13 protein-coding genes are annotated in these 16,788 nt (G+C 60.4%); 5 read left to right on the top strand and 8 right to left on the bottom strand.

What is annotated here, in order from left to right; all coding sequences use genetic code 11:
* Positions 1-28: 28 nt before the first annotated feature.
* A complete protein-coding gene (locus PH552_RS04195) occupies positions 29-328 on the top strand; it encodes a hypothetical protein (protein WP_183762013.1) in 300 nt (99 codons plus the stop codon).
* Positions 329-546: 218 nt separating this feature from the next.
* Here the strand turns inward: PH552_RS04195 and PH552_RS04190 are convergent, their stop codons facing one another.
* From PH552_RS04190 to PH552_RS04165, 6 genes are all read right to left on the bottom strand, one after another.
* The gene (locus PH552_RS04190; RefSeq protein WP_112345656.1) at positions 547-2,184 is read right to left on the bottom strand and encodes a GMC oxidoreductase; all 1,638 of its coding nucleotides are present in this window, start codon (positions 2,182-2,184) and stop codon (positions 547-549) included.
* Positions 2,185-2,202: 18 nt separating this feature from the next.
* Positions 2,203-3,285: an ABC transporter ATP-binding protein gene (locus tag PH552_RS04185; protein WP_113248951.1), complete on the bottom strand. Its 1,083-nt coding sequence runs from the start codon at positions 3,283-3,285 to the stop codon at positions 2,203-2,205.
* A gap of 4 nt (positions 3,286-3,289) precedes the next feature.
* Positions 3,290-4,177 (bottom strand): carbohydrate ABC transporter permease, encoded by an 888-nt coding sequence (locus tag PH552_RS04180; protein WP_285165531.1) that lies wholly within the window; start codon positions 4,175-4,177, stop codon positions 3,290-3,292.
* The gene (locus tag PH552_RS04175; RefSeq protein ID WP_113248949.1) at positions 4,177-5,064 is read right to left on the bottom strand and encodes a carbohydrate ABC transporter permease; all 888 of its coding nucleotides are present in this window, start codon (positions 5,062-5,064) and stop codon (positions 4,177-4,179) included. The genes PH552_RS04180 and PH552_RS04175 overlap by 1 nt, the downstream gene beginning before the upstream one ends.
* A gap of 72 nt (positions 5,065-5,136) precedes the next feature.
* A complete protein-coding gene (locus PH552_RS04170; protein WP_183762011.1) occupies positions 5,137-6,369 on the bottom strand; it encodes an ABC transporter substrate-binding protein in 1,233 nt (410 codons plus the stop codon).
* A 58-nt stretch (positions 6,370-6,427) separates the two neighbouring features.
* Positions 6,428-7,381 (bottom strand): sugar phosphate isomerase/epimerase family protein, encoded by a 954-nt coding sequence (locus tag PH552_RS04165; protein WP_183762009.1) that lies wholly within the window; start codon positions 7,379-7,381, stop codon positions 6,428-6,430.
* Between the two features lie 221 nt (positions 7,382-7,602).
* Between PH552_RS04165 and PH552_RS04160 the strand changes: the two genes are divergently transcribed.
* Complete coding sequence (locus PH552_RS04160) at positions 7,603-8,673, top strand: LacI family DNA-binding transcriptional regulator (RefSeq protein WP_183762006.1); 1,071 nt, start codon at positions 7,603-7,605, stop codon at positions 8,671-8,673.
* Between the two features lie 73 nt (positions 8,674-8,746).
* Here PH552_RS04160 and PH552_RS04155 read toward each other — a convergent pair whose 3' ends face one another.
* Positions 8,747-8,998: a hypothetical protein gene (locus PH552_RS04155; RefSeq protein ID WP_285165741.1), complete on the bottom strand. Its 252-nt coding sequence runs from the start codon at positions 8,996-8,998 to the stop codon at positions 8,747-8,749.
* Between the two features lie 238 nt (positions 8,999-9,236).
* Positions 9,237-10,433, bottom strand: coding sequence for a glycosyltransferase (locus PH552_RS04150; protein WP_285165530.1), 1,197 nt, complete (start codon positions 10,431-10,433; stop codon positions 9,237-9,239).
* A gap of 376 nt (positions 10,434-10,809) precedes the next feature.
* Between PH552_RS04150 and PH552_RS04145 the strand changes: the two genes are divergently transcribed.
* The 3 genes from PH552_RS04145 to PH552_RS04135 are packed head-to-tail and all read left to right on the top strand — an operon-like array spanning position 10,810 to position 16,688.
* On the top strand, positions 10,810-12,096 hold the full coding sequence (locus PH552_RS04145; RefSeq protein ID WP_285165529.1) for a polysaccharide biosynthesis/export family protein: 1,287 nt from the start codon (positions 10,810-10,812) through the stop codon (positions 12,094-12,096).
* A gap of 28 nt (positions 12,097-12,124) precedes the next feature.
* Entirely contained in the window at positions 12,125-15,376 is a 3,252-nt protein-coding gene (locus PH552_RS04140) for a nucleotide-binding protein (protein ID WP_183762003.1), read from the top strand.
* A 4-nt stretch (positions 15,377-15,380) separates the two neighbouring features.
* Positions 15,381-16,688, top strand: a complete 1,308-nt coding sequence (locus PH552_RS04135; RefSeq protein ID WP_285165528.1) for a glycosyltransferase family 4 protein — start codon at positions 15,381-15,383, stop codon at positions 16,686-16,688.
* The last annotated feature ends 100 nt before the right edge of the window (positions 16,689-16,788 follow it).

Genomic DNA, 16,788 nt, shown 5'->3' with positions numbered 1-16,788 from the left:
ACGGGCGATAGCGTTTGGAGAATGCGTAATGGAGCGTTTTCGCCGTGTTATGAGTGGCCGTCTGTCGCCGAAGCAGACCGATACACTCCAAAAAGTATTGGCCAGCATCATCAAACAGCCGTGGTTCGACAACAGTGAGCGCTCCTGCAACATCCTAGCCGAGCGATTGGCGATCTTGATCAAAATGGGAATAGAAGACGCAGCGCATCTCCAAACAATCGGTGTTTCCTGGGCAGTGAGCGACTTTATTCGCCACGGGGCAAAAATGGATCGGGCGCATCTGCGGAATGCTGCGCACGGGATCGAGCGGCTTTCGATTAACGGCTAACAGAAGCCAACGCCGGCGGCGGAGCTTCGACCTGCCCAAGAGGACTGCGCACGTCCGAAACGTCTCGATTGCACCAATGCTGATCGTGGCGCGGTTTCCCTACCCGAGTTCGAGGATAAGGGTTTTGAACGGCGCGTTGTGAGGGGCTTAATCCAAGCAACCGTTGCCGCTCTGGGAAGGAGACCGGTGTCTTCCGAGAGCGGCAACGTGTGGTGTGCCTAGTGTTTGCCGATGAGATGCCGGCATGCGCGGATCGTCAGGGCCATGACGGTGAGGGTCGTGCCCGCGATGCCGCTTCCGGGGAATGCGCTGGCGTCCGTGACGATGACGTTGGGTGCGTCCCAAAGCTGGTTATAGGGGTTGAGTACGGAATTGCTGGGATCATCTCCCATCCGTGCACCGCCTGTCTCGTGAATTGCCGCGCCCATGCACATGGTCTTGCGGAACCATGTGCGGAACATGAAACGGCTGAAGGGATCGGCGTCCGGGAAGGCGCCGCGCCCCATTTCCCTGAGGCCTGTCGGGGAGCCGATGAACTCCAGATCTCCGCCGACGCCGCGCACCATCTCGATCAGCACCTCTTCCTGCTGGCGCAGAAGCGCATGTTCCTCCTGGCCCATGACGCAGCGAATATGGGGAATGGGAATCCCCCAGGCATCTTTGCGCCTGGCATTGAGGCTTATGCGGTTATCCGCATAGGGCAGCATGCGGCCGAAGCCGAAGAATGCCAGCCGCGCGGGCTCATCATCGGGCGTGGGTGCCCGGCCGATGCTCCCCTGGTAGTCGAAATCACCGCGCCCTGTATCGCCGGTGCCGAAACGCGGCACGAAGATACCTCCTGACGGGTTATAGAATGGATCGACGGGCGCGGAATCGTCTACCGCCCATCCCTTTGCCTTCGAGAAGGAGCCGAAGGCAAGGCAGGGCAGCTGATCCATGAAATAACGCCCGAGCGCGCCGGACCTGTTGCCGAGACCTTCGGGATGGCGCGGGGATGCAGAATTCAAAAGCAGCCGCACGCTTTCGATCGGCGAGGCCGACAGCACGACGAGGTTGGCGCGCGCGGTCTCGACCCTACCGGTGACGCGATCGATGAATTCCGCGCCCGTGGCGCGAACCCCTTGCTCGTCGGTCTCGATCCGGCGGACGATGGCGTCGTGGCGGATGGTCAACCGTCCGGTCGCAAGCGCCTCTCTCAAGGGCTTCGGCATGCGTTCCGCATCCGGCGCGATATAGCGCCAGGACACGACATGCCGTTGCGGCCAGCGGCCCTCCACCTCATTCTTGAAGACCTGTTCGGCCGGCGTCAGTTTCGCCGGACTGATATAGATGCCGTCCGGCAGCGTCTCCACGCCGTCGGGATTGCCATAGAGGCCGAGGCTGGCCTCGACCTCCTCGTAGTAAGGCACGAGGTCGTCATAGACGACCGGCCAGTCCACGCCCTTGCCGGTTCGCGACCGGATCTTGAAGTCGTCGTCCGTCCAGCGCAGCAGCACGCGGCCGAAGCTGTGCAGGCGCCCGCCGCCCTGCCGGCCGCGGATCCATAGGAAAGGCGCATCTTTCGGGGTCGTATAGGGATTTTTCCGGTCATTGACGAAGAAATGGCTGAAGCGCTCGGTAAAGAAAGCGGCGCGGGCCTGTATCGGCTGCCCCTTCATGGTGGCGCGTGCGCGCTCCCAGATGTTGATGCTGCTGGCCGGCAGCTTCTTGCGTGCCGGATCGAAATCCTTGTGGCTTACCGCCGGACCGGCTTCGAGCAAAAGCACGGAAAGGCCCTGAGCGGTCAATTCCCTGGCGGCAAAGGAGCCGGCGGCGCCGGAGCCGATGACCAGCGCGTCATAAACAGTCTGAGACATAGATATTTTCCGTATATTTCAGAGACGGACGCCATCGGCGTCGAAGAGGGAGGCCTTGGCGATGTCGATACCGGGTGCGATTGCCGCGCCGGGCTGAAGCACCGTGTCGCCCATGATGCGATAGGAGAGGCTTTGCCCGGTCCAGTCGAACCAGACAATGGTGTCGGCACCCATCGGCTCGACCACCGAGACGATACCGGCGATGGTCGGCAGGGATCCCGTTCCTCCATCCGGAGCGATATGTTCCGGCCGGATCCCGAGCGTTACGGGACCCGGCTCGACGGGCGCCTGAAAGGGATAGTCGCTCAGCTGGACGGTGAGGCCGCTGCTTTCGAAGACCGGGGCAGCAGCCTTGATCGCGATCTCGCCCTTGATGAAGTTCATCGCCGGGGCGCCGATGAAGCCTGCAACGAAGAGATTGGCGGGCCGATGATAGATCTCCGAAGGGCTCGCAAGCTGCTGGATCACGCCGTCCCTCATGATGGCGATGCGGTCGGCAAGCGTCAGCGCCTCGACCTGATCGTGCGTCACATAGATCATCGTATTGCCGAGGCTCTGATGCAGCTTCTTGATCTCGACGCGCAGCTCGTTGCGAAGCTTGGCGTCGAGATTGGAGAGCGGTTCGTCGAACAGGAAGACATCCACTTCGCGCACCAGCGCGCGGCCGATCGCGACGCGCTGGCGCTGTCCGCCCGAGAGTTCCGACGGCCGCCGGTCGAGCAGATTTTCAAGATGCAAGAGGGATGCTGTGCGGGCGATGCGCGCCTCGATCTCCGGCTTGGGCAGACCAGCGACGCGCAGGCCGAAGGACAGGTTCCGGCGAACGGTCATGCGGGGATAAAGCGCATAGGACTGGAACACCATGCCTATGCCGCGATCCTTCGGCTCCTCCCAGGTCACGTTCTTTCCGGAGATCCACATCTCGCCGTCGCGGATGTCCTGCAATCCGGCGATTGCGTTGAGAAGCGTCGACTTCCCACAGCCGGATGGACCGAGAAGTACCAGAAACTCACGCGGAGCGATGTCGATGGAGAGTTTTTCGATGACGGTATGGTCGCCATAGGCAATCTTGAGGTCTTTTACCGATACGGCAGGCTGCATGGCATTACCCTTTGACGGCGCCGGCTGCGACACCGCGCAGGAACCAGCGACCGGAGAAGAAATAGATGGCGAGCGGAACGACAGCGGTCAGGATGGTGGCGGCCATGTTCACATTGTAGGCGCGTTCGCCCATGGTGGTGTTGACGATGTTGTTGAGCTGGACCGTCATCGGCAGATTGTCGCGGCCGGCAAAGACGAGGCCGATCAGGAAGTCGTTCCAGATGCCGGTGAACTGGAAGATGGAGGCGACGACCACCATCGGCACCGATATCGGCAGCATGATCTCTAGGAAGATGCGCCAGAAACCGGCTCCGTCGACACGGGCCGCCTTGCAGAGCTCTTCGGGGATTGCGACGAAATAGTTACGGAACAGCAGCGTGACCAGTGGCAGGCCGAAGATCACATGCACCAGGACGACGCCGGCCAGCGAATTGTAGAGGTTGAGATTGGCGAGCAGCCGCACCAGCGGATAGAGGAAGATCTGGTAGGGGATCAGGCCGCCCGCCATCAGCAGCCCGAACAGAAGATTAGAGCCCTTCGGCCGCCACATCGACAATGCATAACCGTTGATCGCCCCGATGAGGACGGAAATGGCGACGGCGGGCACGGTGATCTTGACCGAATTCCAGAAACCAATGCGCACGCCGAGGCATTGCGTGCCCATGCAGGCCCCAGACCAGGCCGTCTTCCACGCATTGAAATCGATGGTGCCGGGCAGGGCGAAGATATGGCCCTGGCGGATTTCCTCCATCGACTTCAGCGACGTCACGAGCATTGTGTAGAGAGGCAGCAGGAAGAACAGCGCCGACAGGATCAGGAAGGCATAGAGCCCGATCTGGCTGCCACTGAGCCTGGACGGCTTGGGACCACGAGGATGAGGGCGGATTGTCATCAATGCGCTCCCCTTCTTCTGGCGCGCATGGTGAGCGCATAGCGGAACGGGGCGACGGCCATGACGACGGAAAGCACCAGCACGGTGGCACCGGCGCTGGCAAGCCCGAGATTCTGGCGTTCGAACAGATTGTCCATGATGAATTTCGCCGGCACCTCGGTCGAATAGCCGGGGCCGCCGCCGGTTTGCGCCACGATCAGATCGTAGGTCTTGATCACGCCCATGGAGAGCAGCATTCCGGATGCCGCAAGGGCCGGTCCGAGTTGTGGCAGGATGATCGAAAGGTAGATGCGCCAGACCGGTATGCCGTCGATCTGGGCCGCCTTCCATTGCTCCTCGCCGATACCGCGCATGCCGGAGAGTGCGATGACCATGACGAGACCGGCGCCCTGCCAGACGCCGGCGAAGACGACGGTGTAGATTGCCATGTCGCGATTGACGATCCAGTCGAAGACGAAGCCGTGCCAGCCGAGCGCCCTTACGGTCGCTTGAATGCCGAGCGTGGGGTTCAGCATCCATTGCCAGATCAGCCCCGTGACCACGAAGGACATGGCATAGGGGTAGAGGAATATGGTGCGGAATACGCTTTCGAAACGGACCTTGCGGTCAAGCGCCGCTGCCAGCACGAAGCCGAGCGCCAGACATCCCGCGACATAGAGAACGCCGAAGATCAGTACATTCTCCAGCGATGCCAGCCAGCGTGAATTCTTGAACAGCCTGGCATACTGGGCAAAGCCGACATAGTTCGACGACGGGAAGATCGTCGAATCCGTGAAGGACAGCCGGACCGACCAGACCATGGTGCCGATGTAGACGAAGATCGCGGCAATCCATGTCGGCAGCAGTGCAAAGGTCGCAGCCACGGAACGTCTGCGCTTGGCTTGCATGAGCAAACTCTCTCAAAAGAACGGAAGGAGCCGATCGACGATCACATCGCCGACCAGCCCGAGGCAAAGGCGCTATTCGAAGATCCCGAAAAACTTCTCGGCACCGGAGGCGCTGTCTTCCGATGGGTTGCTCCAGAACTCGTCGACGAAGTCGTTGAGAGCGCCTGCCTGCTGCGGCGAGAGGATCAGCGCCTGGTCCGGAACGATCTTGCCGGCGCCCATCAGCTCCAACCCCTTCTGCGCGCACATATCGAGCTTCGACTTGTCGACGTCCGTGCGCATCGGCACCGAGCCCTTCTTCAGCGAGAACGCGACTTGAACCGCCGGGTCCATGGCGACTTCAGCCAGCAGTGCCTGTCCCTTTTGCGATGCCGCATCGGCGATCTTCGGGAAGGAGAAGGCATCGGCGACATAGACCATCCCGGGGGATTGTGGAACGAGCATGCAGCCGTAGTCCTTGCCCAACTGCTTGCCCGCCGCAACGAATTCGCCCTTGGCCCAGTCGCCCATGAACTGTACGCCGGCCTTGCCGGTGATGACCATCGCGGTGGCGTCGTTCCAGTTACGTCCCGCGGCACCTTCGTCGACATAACCGCGCAGCTTGCCGAGAATATCGAGCGTCTTCTTCACGCCCTCGACGGATGCATCGCCCTTGTCCTTGCTGGCATAGATCTTGAGGAAGCCATCGATGCCGACCTGCGTCAGCAGGATCATATTGAAGACTTTGGCTTCCTGCCAGGACTGGCCACCCCAGGCGACCGGCTGCACGCCGGCGGCCTTGAGCTTGTCGAGTGCGGCAAAGAATTCGTCCCAGCTCTTGGGCTCTTCGTTCACCCCGGCTTTGGCGAAGGCATCCTTGGAATAGAAGGCCCAGCTCTCGCCGTGAGCGCCGGTGGGGGAAAGATAGACCTGGCCATTATAGGTGATGAGGTCATGGATCGATTTCGGCAGTATGTCGGCCCATTTGCCGGCCTTCGCGAGATCGTCGATCGGGCTCAGCAGGCCCTGACTGACGAAATCTGCATTGGCAAGGCCGATGACCGCCTGCTTGGCGGTCGGCGGATCGCCGGCGACCAGCCGGTTCTGGAAGGCGGCATCGGCAGCGCCGAAGCCGGCAATGGACGAATCCTTCCAGTCCCCGCCGCGTTTTTCGAACTCCTGTTTAATGACATCAAGGGCGGCGGCTTCGCTGCCTGATGTCCATGACGTCATGACTTCAGCCTTTGCCTTGTCTTCGGCATGGGCCGGGGCGGAGGCTGCCGCGAGTGCTGCCCCCACCATGAGCAATTTCATCGTATTCTTCATCGTTCCACCTCTTCAAGAAGGCCCTCTTTGCGGGGCCATTGGTCTTCAGGTCATGAAATCAGCGATAGATCGGCAATAATGCCTGCCTTACCAGCGTCAAGCCGTTGGCGATGTCGCCGACGGGATCGGGAGCTGCATCCAGCTCAAGGATGGCCCAGCCTTCGTAGCCGCGATCGCGCAGCAGCCTGATCCAGCCCGGCCAGTCGACACGGCCGAGGCCGAAGCCGCAGAAATAGGGGCGATGGCGATCGTGAATATGCTCGTCGATCGGCGTATCTGCCGGCATCGGTCCGAGCGCATCCTTCCAATGGGCGATGATGACCCGCTCGTGATGGTGTTCGACGACCTCAAGCGGATCGGAACCGGCAACGATGATGTGGGCGGTGTCCGGGCACATGTGGACATAGGCGGGATCGGTCAGCAGCATCAGAAGATCGACATCGCGCGATGCGGCGAAGATCGAATGCGCCTCCGTGTGAAGGGCAAGCCGCACACCCTTTGCGTAGAGGATGGCGCCAAGGCGATTGAGAAAGTCGGCGATCTTGCGGGCCTGCTCGAAATCGAAGAACCGCACGGGCTCGGCGCCTGGCGTCTGGCGAAGCGGCGCGCCGATGACCATGATGTCGCTGCCGCAGGCCTTGAGAAACGCGGCGTACCTCTCCGCTTTCTCGATGATGGCCGCCTGCGCCGCTGCTTCGGTGAAGTCGCCCCCCGCCTCGAGCTCGGCAAAAAAGCCGCTTGCTAGTGTCAGGCCGCGCCTGGAAAGCTCGGCCGCAAAGGCTTCGACCGAACCATAGGTTTTCGTCGCATCCTGCCAGTTGAAAGGAGAGAAGGTCAGCTCGACACCGGTGACGCCGGAGGCTTGCACGGCATCGAGGATCTTGTCCCAGAAGGCGCGGGATTCGCTGCGCGACAGCGCGATAATGCCGTCGTAATCCTCGACGCCCCAGAAACCGGGATGGAAAAAGGTGACGAGATCCACGCCAAAGCGAAGCCGTTCGGTCGAACCCATGATGCTGTCCGTTCTCAAAGCCAAGGACAATCGTCTGCGGAACACGTCCAGCAGGGAATAATCCATAATGATTTCAATGCACTATGCTTTGGCAATCGTTTGCCATAACTTGATAGTAGACAAGTCGTTTCCATATGCAAGCGATTTTTGGCAAACGTTTGCTAAACGGCGGGAATTGCCATAGCATCCGCCGCGTCAGGCACCGGGAAGGAAACAGAAAAGTGAAAGATAACAAGGATATGCCCGTCGAGGAGCAATCCGGACCGTTGATGGCCGATGTCGCGAGGCTCGCAGGGGTCGCGATCTCTACGGTCAGCCGCGCTCTTGCTAATCCCGGACGTGTCAACGAGAAGACGCGCGCCAAGATCGATGCGGCAGCCAAGCAGCTGGGCTACACGCCTAACGCCATGGCTCGTGGTCTCAGGGTGGGTAAATCCAACACCATCATGATCATTCTTCCAGGATCGCTCTATTACGGCGTCTCCCAGGTCATTCCGCATGTCCTGCATAGCATCAACAAGGCCTTGCTGCAGAATGGCTATAACCTGATGATCGCCAATCTTGGCCGTGACCCGGAGTCGGAACGGCATATTCTCAATCTCGCCTTCGGCGGCACCATTCGTGGCGCCATCATCCTCTCGTCGAAGCTGCCGGAGATCGATGGCAGATCTCTGGCGAATGCCGGCCTGCCGATCGTTTCCATGCTGCTCGACATGAGCGACGCCGGCGTACCGAGCGTCGTGACCAATGATCGCGAGGCGATGCGTGACGCGGTGGCAGAGCTTATCAGGATGGGGCACCGGCGTTTTTTCTACATCGCCGGGCCGCAGGGCAATTATCACGATATCGAGCGCTATGGCGGCACCCTGGAAGCTCTGCGCGACGCCGGCATTTCGAAGCAGGCGCTGTCGCGGTCCGGAGGCGATCTCGATTTCCAGAAGGGCTTCGAGATCGGTGTTCAGGCTGCCGTCGATTTCGTGCGGCTGAAGGACCGGCCGACGGCGGTGATCGCCACCAGCGATGACATGGCGATCTCCTTCGTCAGCCGCATCCGGCGAACGGGCCTGCGCATTCCCGATGATCTGTCGGTGGTTTCCTTCGACGGCGCGCCGGTCTGCGAATTCTGCTTCCCGCCGCTCTCGACGATCGAACAGCCGTTCGAGGAAATGGGTCAGGCAGCCGTCGCCCGCCTGCTTGATACCATCGGACAAGCGGAGACGGAGAGGGACCTGCGCATCACTATTCGCAGCAGGCTGATCCTGCGGGAGAGCGTGGCGCCGCCGAACAATTAAGGCGACATGCGAAAGCGAACCCAAGGACGCGGCTTGCCGTGGAGGATCGCCACCGCAGGTGCTTTACGCGCCCTTACAAGGCAATGCTTCGCGGCTCGACCATGATGGCTTCGATTCCCGCTGCCTCTTCTTCGAAGAACGATCGCCGCGCTCCGTCTTGACGATACTCTCTCCATCTATGCTCATGACAGAAAAACTGGCTTTCTCCATCGCCGACATCGTAGCCGAGGCTGCCCCGCTTCAGGCAGCCGGGATATTCGCAGTAATGGCTCTCCAAGGCCTGGATTTCGGATGGGAGCGTCATCTCGGCTGCATCGTCGGTCATCGTCGGATCCTTTTTGCCTTGTCCTGTCTTGCCGGAGCCGGACATGGAATCAGTTCATTTTCGGAAGCGTCGGTGCGAACGGTAGGTGTGAGATGGTTAACCGACGGTTTCGGACGCGCAGTCCGGCGAGTGTCCAGCTTCGGCTGAAGATCATGATAGGGAAGTGAGCGGGCAGAAAACCCGCGCGGAGGGAACGTGCCTATCCCGGCGGCAATCACAGGTGATGGTTCGGCATGGTCTATTGCAGCGTCGTGCTGTGCGGCTTTGCGGCAAGTGCGGGCAATTGTGCCTCAAGCCCGCGTTGAACCGCTGCGACGACCTGCGGATTGCGAAGTTTGACGGCCTTGCGGATCAGCAGCTCCTCGTTGATGATTGCCCGCATGCCCGTCGTGAACTTGTGCAGGCTGAACTGCTCCGCATGTGCCCGCAGCGCCTCGGGGCGGAAGCGATGCTCCGTTGCCTCGAAATCGAGCACGGCTTCGATCAGCGCGTCTGCAGATTGCGTGTTGAAGAGAACACCGCTCACGCCCGGCACGACCGTCTCCAGCGCCCCGCCGCTTCCATAGGCGATGACCGGCCGTCCGCTGGCCATGGCTTCGACCGGAACGATGCCGAAATCTTCCTCACCGGGGAAGATCAGGGCGCGGCACCGGGCCAGCTTCTCCTTCAGCACTGCAAAGGGGGTTCGACCCAGGAATGTGACGGAGGGACCAGCGATGCGCTTCAACTCATCCATCTGCTTGCCTTCGCCGATAATAACCAGCTTGCGGTTCATCCGGGTGAACGCCTGCACGGCGAGGTCGATCCGCTTATAGGGAACCAGCTGGCCGGCGCAGAGATAGAAGTCCTCGATCGAGGTGGCCGGCGCGAAATCATCGACATTGACCGGCGGATAGAGCACCGTCGCAGGGCGCCGATAATATTTGCTGATGCGATCGCAGACATGATGCGAGTTGGCGACGAAACGATCGACACGCAGGCTGGTGTTGACGTCCCAGGAGCGCAAAAGCGGCGCAAGCATCGGCAGCATCAGCCGTGATGCCAGCCCCGCGTGAGATCGGTAGAAATGATAGTGATCCCAGAGATAGCGCATGGGCGAATGGCAATAGCAGACATGCGTTGCCTGCGGCGGCGGAATGATGCCCTTGGCCGGGCCTGATTCACTGGAGATGATCAGGTCGTAATCCGAAAGATCGAAACTCTCCAACGCGAAGGGCATCAGCGGCAGAAGCGATTGGTAGCCTCTGACCGCCCCCGGGATTCGCTGCAGGAACGATGTGATGATCTTATGTTTGCGGATTTTCTCCGAAACGCGGCTTTCATCGTAGACGAGGGTGAAGATGTCGGCGTCCGGATACATGTCGCAGAGCGCCTCGACGACTTTCTCTCCACCTCGCATCGACACAAGCCAGTAATGCACGATCGCTATCCGCATTGCTCTTCCCTCCATGGGTCGAAACAAGATTGTCAGACGGCAACTTTTGCGACAGGGCCTACATCGGTTCACTACGGCATCCAAATGGCCGAAGGGAGTAACCAAAAGATTTAGCTGGGGATCGAAGCCTGCACACAAGGATATATCCCCCCGACTAAGTGACTGCAGGAACGTCTTCCTCCCTGTCAGAAATGATAAGCCCTGTTGCTTCGGTAGGGGATTTACACGTTATGCGTTCAGCTGCTGATCTCGTTGAAGATTACGGGAGGGTGCGCCTCGGCTGCCCGACGGTGCAAGCGACACGAAAGCGAGATTTCGGCTCATGTTTAGAGTTTCAGCTTTGCCTTACCATTCCATCTCCAGGCCGCCTCGGCGCATGGCGCCATGGCTACTGGCATTGATGCTTTCCGGCGCGGGCGTGCTCGACATCGCCCACGCCGCCGCAGACAGCGAGGTCTATCATGTCGGCCCCCAGGCCCGGATCAAGGTCGCCATCGTCGAATGGATTGCCGCGACCGGCGAATATAAGGAATGGACGGCGCTGAACGGCGAATATGTCGTGTCGCAATCGGGCTCGATCTCGATTCCGATGATCGGGCAGATGCAGGTTGGCGACAAGACGGTGGACGACATCAGCGCGGCTATCGGCGAAAGATTGAAGCAGATCACCGGTTTGGCGGTGGCGCCCACGGCTTCGGTCGAAGTCGTCAAATATCCGATGGTTTACGTGTCCGGCGCGGTAGAGAAGCGGAGCGAGCTGGAATTCAGACCGGGCCTGACCGTCAGGCAGGCGATCGCCATGGCGGGGGGGCGCGAGCGCCGCTCAACCCAGGGAGGGGAATACTCAGAGGCGCAGCAGATCAGCTATGCGGGGGAAATCAGCCGCATGGAACTGCAGCTGAAGCAGCTCGGAGCACGGCGGGCACGGCTGTTGGCGGAACTCAATGATCAGCCGGCAATCACATTTCCGCCGGAGATCAAGGCAGCACCTCAAGGGTCGGCGGTCTGGCAGATCATGATGAGCGAGCTCGACCTGTTCAATGCAAGGGCCGAGGCCTTGCGCCAGCAACTTGCCGCCGCCGCGGATCTCGAAGTGCTGCTGCGCAATGAAATCAACATTCTCGATGAGAAGATGTCGTCGCAGGACGAACAGGTGAAGATCGCGCAGGATGAATTGAACGATATCTCCAAGCTGGTCGATACCAAGATCCTGACGACGTCCCGCAAGACCTCGCTGGAACGGATCGTTGCCGAGATGCAGGCCGGCAAGCTGGACCTCGTCGTTGCATCGATGCAGGCGAAGCAGAAGCTGAGCGAGACCGAGCGCGATGCACTCAATCTCAAAGGCCAGCGCAAGACGGACGCCGGACAACAGCTCCAGATCGCCGAGACGGAAATCGAGGATACGAAACTCAAGCGGAACACGACCCTGCAGCTGCTGCAGATATCCGGCGCCTCGCTCTCTCGCAGCCAGAGCATGAAGGCGCTCGATCTCCAGCCGCTTGAATATTGGATCACCCGAAACGGCGACGAGGCCGCTGCCATCAAGGCGTCTGAAGCGACCGAGCTGCAGCCGGGGGATGTTCTCGACGTGCGCTACAACATTTCGGGAAGCCTGGACGGCACGACGCTCTCGTCGGCCGATACCGGTCAATCCCAATAAGGATAAGTGAGCCAAGGGGGCGATAGTCATGGCAGTTCACGAGATCGGCAAAGGCTTGCGCAGCATGCCGTCGGACAGCAAGAGCATGGGGGACGACGAATATATTTCGTTTCGCGACGTCTGGCGTTTCGTGCAGCGCCATTGGCTGCTTTTTACCCTGTTCACCGCGCTCGGCCTTGGCGCCGGCGTCTTCTACATGGCCACAACCAAGCCGGTCTATCTGGCGACCACACGCCTCGTCATGGATCCGGATCAGGGACGCATCGTCTCGCAGGATGCATTCACCGGCACGGTCATCATCGAGGCCGCCGAAATTGCAAGCCAGGTCGAGATCGTCAAATCGGAAGCGATCGCGCGCGCCGTCGTTCAGAAACTCAACCTCACGGAAGATCCGGAAATCATAGGCGGCATGTCATGGCAGGCGAGCCTGCGCGACAAGATGCGCGCCATCGTCAATTATTTCAGGCATGGCGACGATGGCGTGAAGACGGAAACCAGTGACGACGTGATGCGCCGGACCATGGCGTCATTCCTCTCTCGGGTTTCCGTCAATCGCGTCGGCCAGTCCTATATTCTCGAGATCGGGTACAGCTCGGTCGATCCCAACAAGGCGGCGCAGGCGGCAAATGCCATTGCGAAAGCCTATATCAGCACCGGCCTGTCCGAACGCGCTTCCGCCGCGCAAAGCGGCGCCAGATGGCTGGAGACGCGCCTGATCGAAGTCGGCAGGCAGGCGCGTGAAGCATCCATGAGCGTGGAGGAATTTCGCGCCAAGAACGGCATCATGGAGATCAGTAACTCCTCATCCCTCGATCAGCAGCAATTGTCCGAGATCAGCAGCCAGGCCGTTGCTGCCAAGGCGCAGACCGCGGCCGAATCGGCCAAGCTCGAGACCCTCAACCAGCTCATGGGGGGCGGCAAGATCGAGGGGGATGTCGACGAGACGATGAACAATTCGCGCATACAGAAGCTCCAGGAGGATCTCGGAGCAGCGACGACCAAGCTCAACAACCTGAGAAGCCGGTATGATGCCGACAATCCCGCCATCATTGCCGCCCAGCAGGAAATCGATCGGGTAAAGGGTGACATGCGCAAGGAGTTCGAGCGCATCCAGGCACTCTACAAGGCAAATCTGGATGTCGCCAAGACCCGCGAGAAGCTTCTGAGCAACGAGTTGACCTCATTGAAGGATGCCGGCACCGACAAGAATTTGGCGCGGGTGGAGCTGTCGGAGATGGAAAGCCGAGCCACCACCTATCGCCGGATGTATGAGAGCATATTGCAGCAGCTGATCGGCGCGCTGCAGAAGGAATCCTTTCCGCTTGGCAATGTTCGCGTCGTGACGGCTGCCGCGGTGCCGCTTTCGAAGACCTGGCCTAAATCCTCCTTCGTATTGCCTTTTACTGCCATGCTTGGTCTTGCGGCCGGTGTCATGGCGGCACTTTTGCGGGATGGCCTGGACCGGCGCGTCAGTTCCAGCGAGAAACTGCGGCGCGAATTGGGGATCAGCTCTCTCGGCCATGTTCCCGTCTATGTGAGCCCCTCGTTCCTGCCCGGAAGCATGGTGGCGGCGAATGCCACATGGCGGCGAACGATGCTGCCGCTCAGATCCGTGCTCGATACGCCCTATTCGCAATTTTCCGAGGCGCTGCGCGGCGTCAAGCATTCGATCGACTCAGCATTCCCCCCAAACGCGCCGATGGTGGTCGGCATCACCTCGGTCGGCACCGGCGAAGGCAAGACCACGATCGCCACCAATCTCGCCCAACTCTACCAGCATGAAGGCGCATCCGTCGTGTTGATCGATGCCGACTTCCTCAATGCCCGACTGAGCTGCGTCGTGACCGAGTCCGGCACGGAATTCGGCATGGAGGCGCTGAGCATCAATGATGTGCCGCGCCGCTATGCCGTTGCCCAGGAGGGTGGCCTGCTCGTCGCGAAGGCCGATCACGAGCCCGAGGCGGGAATCGTGCACGGCCATGGTGGTGTTCCGGTCGTCACCGTCGACGAGACCGAAAAATCCGTCGCCGCCTTCCAGCGCTATGGGCATCTGCCGGCGCTGAAGGCCGAGATCGATCTGCTGCGGCGGCAATACAAGGTCGTCATCGTCGATATGTCGGCTTTCGAGGATTCCGCCGATACCCGCGTCATCTGCACCTATCTCGAAGGTATCGTCGTGGTCGTCGGCCAGACGAACAAGATGACCGTCGAACGATTGTCGGATGCGCTTGCAAGCTTCGGCACGTCGGCGATCAATATCCTCGGCATCATCGCCAACCGCAGCTACGAGAAGCGCCGTCGCCAACCGATACGCCTCTGGCGCCGCAGGCAGGAGGGGCGTCCGCTGCGCGCGTCCGCAAGGCGCCTGACGGGTCACGCGACGAGCCGTCCCTTGAAGATCGCCATCGGCATTGCAAGCTCGGGCCGCCGCGATATCCTATCGTCCATTCTCCCGCATATCGCCAACCAGACGCGCAAGCCGGACGAGATCGTTGTCTGTCTGTCCTCACCGGAGGATATCGATCCAAGCTGCCTTCGGAATCTCGACATTCCGGTCCAGGTTCTGATCTCGGAGCGTGGCCTCTGCCGCCAGCGCAACAGGATCCTCGACAATGTGCAGGATGCCGATATCGTTCTGTTCCTTGACGACGATTTTCTGATGACCTCGACCTATGTCGAGGAGACGGAACGGCTGTTCCAGCTCCAGCCTGACGTTGCCATGTGCAGCGGCAAGGTCCTGGCGGACGGAATCACCGGGCCTGGTATCTCTGTTCGCGATGGCTTACGCTTGGTCGATGGCAAGCGCCGGCGGCGATCCGAGCCTGCCATGCAACTTCGGCCGATCTACAATGCCTATGGCTGCAACATGGCAATCCGCATGGCCATCGTCAGGGCCGCCGCTTTGCGCTTCGACGAGAACCTGCCTTTCTATGGCTGGCTTGAGGATGTCGATTTCAGCAGGCTGGTCGCCCATTATGGCCAGGTTGTCAGCGCCAGACAGCTGGAAGGCGTTCATCTCGGTACGAAGGGCGGCCGGGCCGGCGGCGTCCGTCTCGGCTATTCGCAGATCGCCAACCCGCTTTATCTCATGCGCAAGCGGACCATGAGCGTGCCGCAGGCGGCAGCGCAGATCGGCCGCAATCTTGTCGCCAATCTCATAAAGGTCTGGCGGCCGGAGCCCTGGGTCGATCGCAAGGGACGATTGAAGGGCAATGTTATCGCATTGCGCGATCTGCTCAAGGGCAGGCTGGCGCCACAGAATATCGAAGCGTTGGAATAGTGCGGTGGTACCTCCGTTTGGCCTTGATCGCGTCGTCGTCATCAATGATCGCTCCGTCCGGGTGGGCGGAGCATCCAATCTTGCGGTTCTTTCGGCCGATTTGCTGCAAAAAGCAGGGGTTGCGGTAACCTATTTCGCCGGCGATGACGCCGGCTCGGATCCACCAGCACCCGAAACTGTCAATCTGGCAGCGCGGCCGCTGATGCAGCAATCGCGTCTCGGTGCATTCGCCAGCGGCCTTTACAGCCGGCAAGCTCATGCCTCGCTGAAGGATCTTATTTCGCGCGTCGATACCGCGGGCACCATTTATCACGTCCATGGCTGGTCGAAGATCCTGTCGCCTTCGATCTTTCGCGCCCTGTGGCCCGTCCGCGAGCGCGTCGTCCTGCACGCTCACGACTATTTTCTCTCCTGTCCCAATGGAGGGTTCGCCAACTACCGCAAAAACCAGGTCTGCCCTCTGGCGCCGATGTCGATGGCATGTCTGACGACAAACTGCGACAAGCGCGGCTATCACGAGAAGATCTGGCGATCCGCGCGCCATCTTGTGCGGGAGCACTACTATCCCGTCCGGCAGGTTGCCGCCAATATTGTGGTCGTCCATCAACGCATGCGCGATTATTTCGAGCGCGGGCAAGTACAGACGAGCAACATAGAAACGATCCGCAATCCGGTCGAACCCTTCCTCGCACGACCGACGGATCCATGGAAAAAGCGCGATTTCTTCTTCGTCGGCCGGCTTGAGCCGGAAAAGGGGTTCGAAGACGCGGCGATCGCGGCAAGGCTCGCCGGCGTCAAATTGCATATCATAGGTGAGGGCGCCGGCCGGGCGCGCCTGGAGAAGGATTTTCCGGAGGTCATGATTTACGGCTGGAAATCCAAGGACGAGATGCGCGCCATTCTCGAGGAGGCGCGCGCGCTCGTCGTTTCGTCGCGGGTTCCTGAACCGTTCGGCCTGGCGGCTCTTGAAGCGGTGACAAGCGGCATACCCGTCATTCTACCCGACGCGGCACTTTTGGGTGAAGAGATTGCAACGCTTGGCTGTGGCCTTACGTTTCAAAGCGGCAAGGTGGAGACGCTCGCAAGCGGTATACGCAGGCTTGCGAGCGATGATATGCTACTCCGTTTGATGAGTGTGAATTGCATCCGCCGGTCTGGCGACCTGGCTCACACGCCGGCTTCATGGCTCGAGGCTCTGCTGAAGCTCTACGACGGCGTGCTGCAGCGCGCAAATACGGTCGGGATGCGCCCAGGGATTGTCATGGACACTGACATTCCGGCTGCGGGTCGGCTGATCGAGGAGAGGAGCTGACGCTTGTGGTTAGATGTGCGTTCTTCCCCTACGCCAATGGGACTAGCCCAATGCCCGCAGGGTCAATTGTCAATGATGAGGGCAGCTGGCAGCCTCTGAA

The organism is Rhizobium aureum (assembly GCF_030182495.1).
Classification (GTDB): domain Bacteria; phylum Pseudomonadota; class Alphaproteobacteria; order Rhizobiales; family Rhizobiaceae; genus Rhizobium; species Rhizobium tropici_C.
The sequence above is the reverse complement of the archived record's forward strand: the minus strand, read 5'-3'. Positions and strand labels throughout refer to the sequence as shown.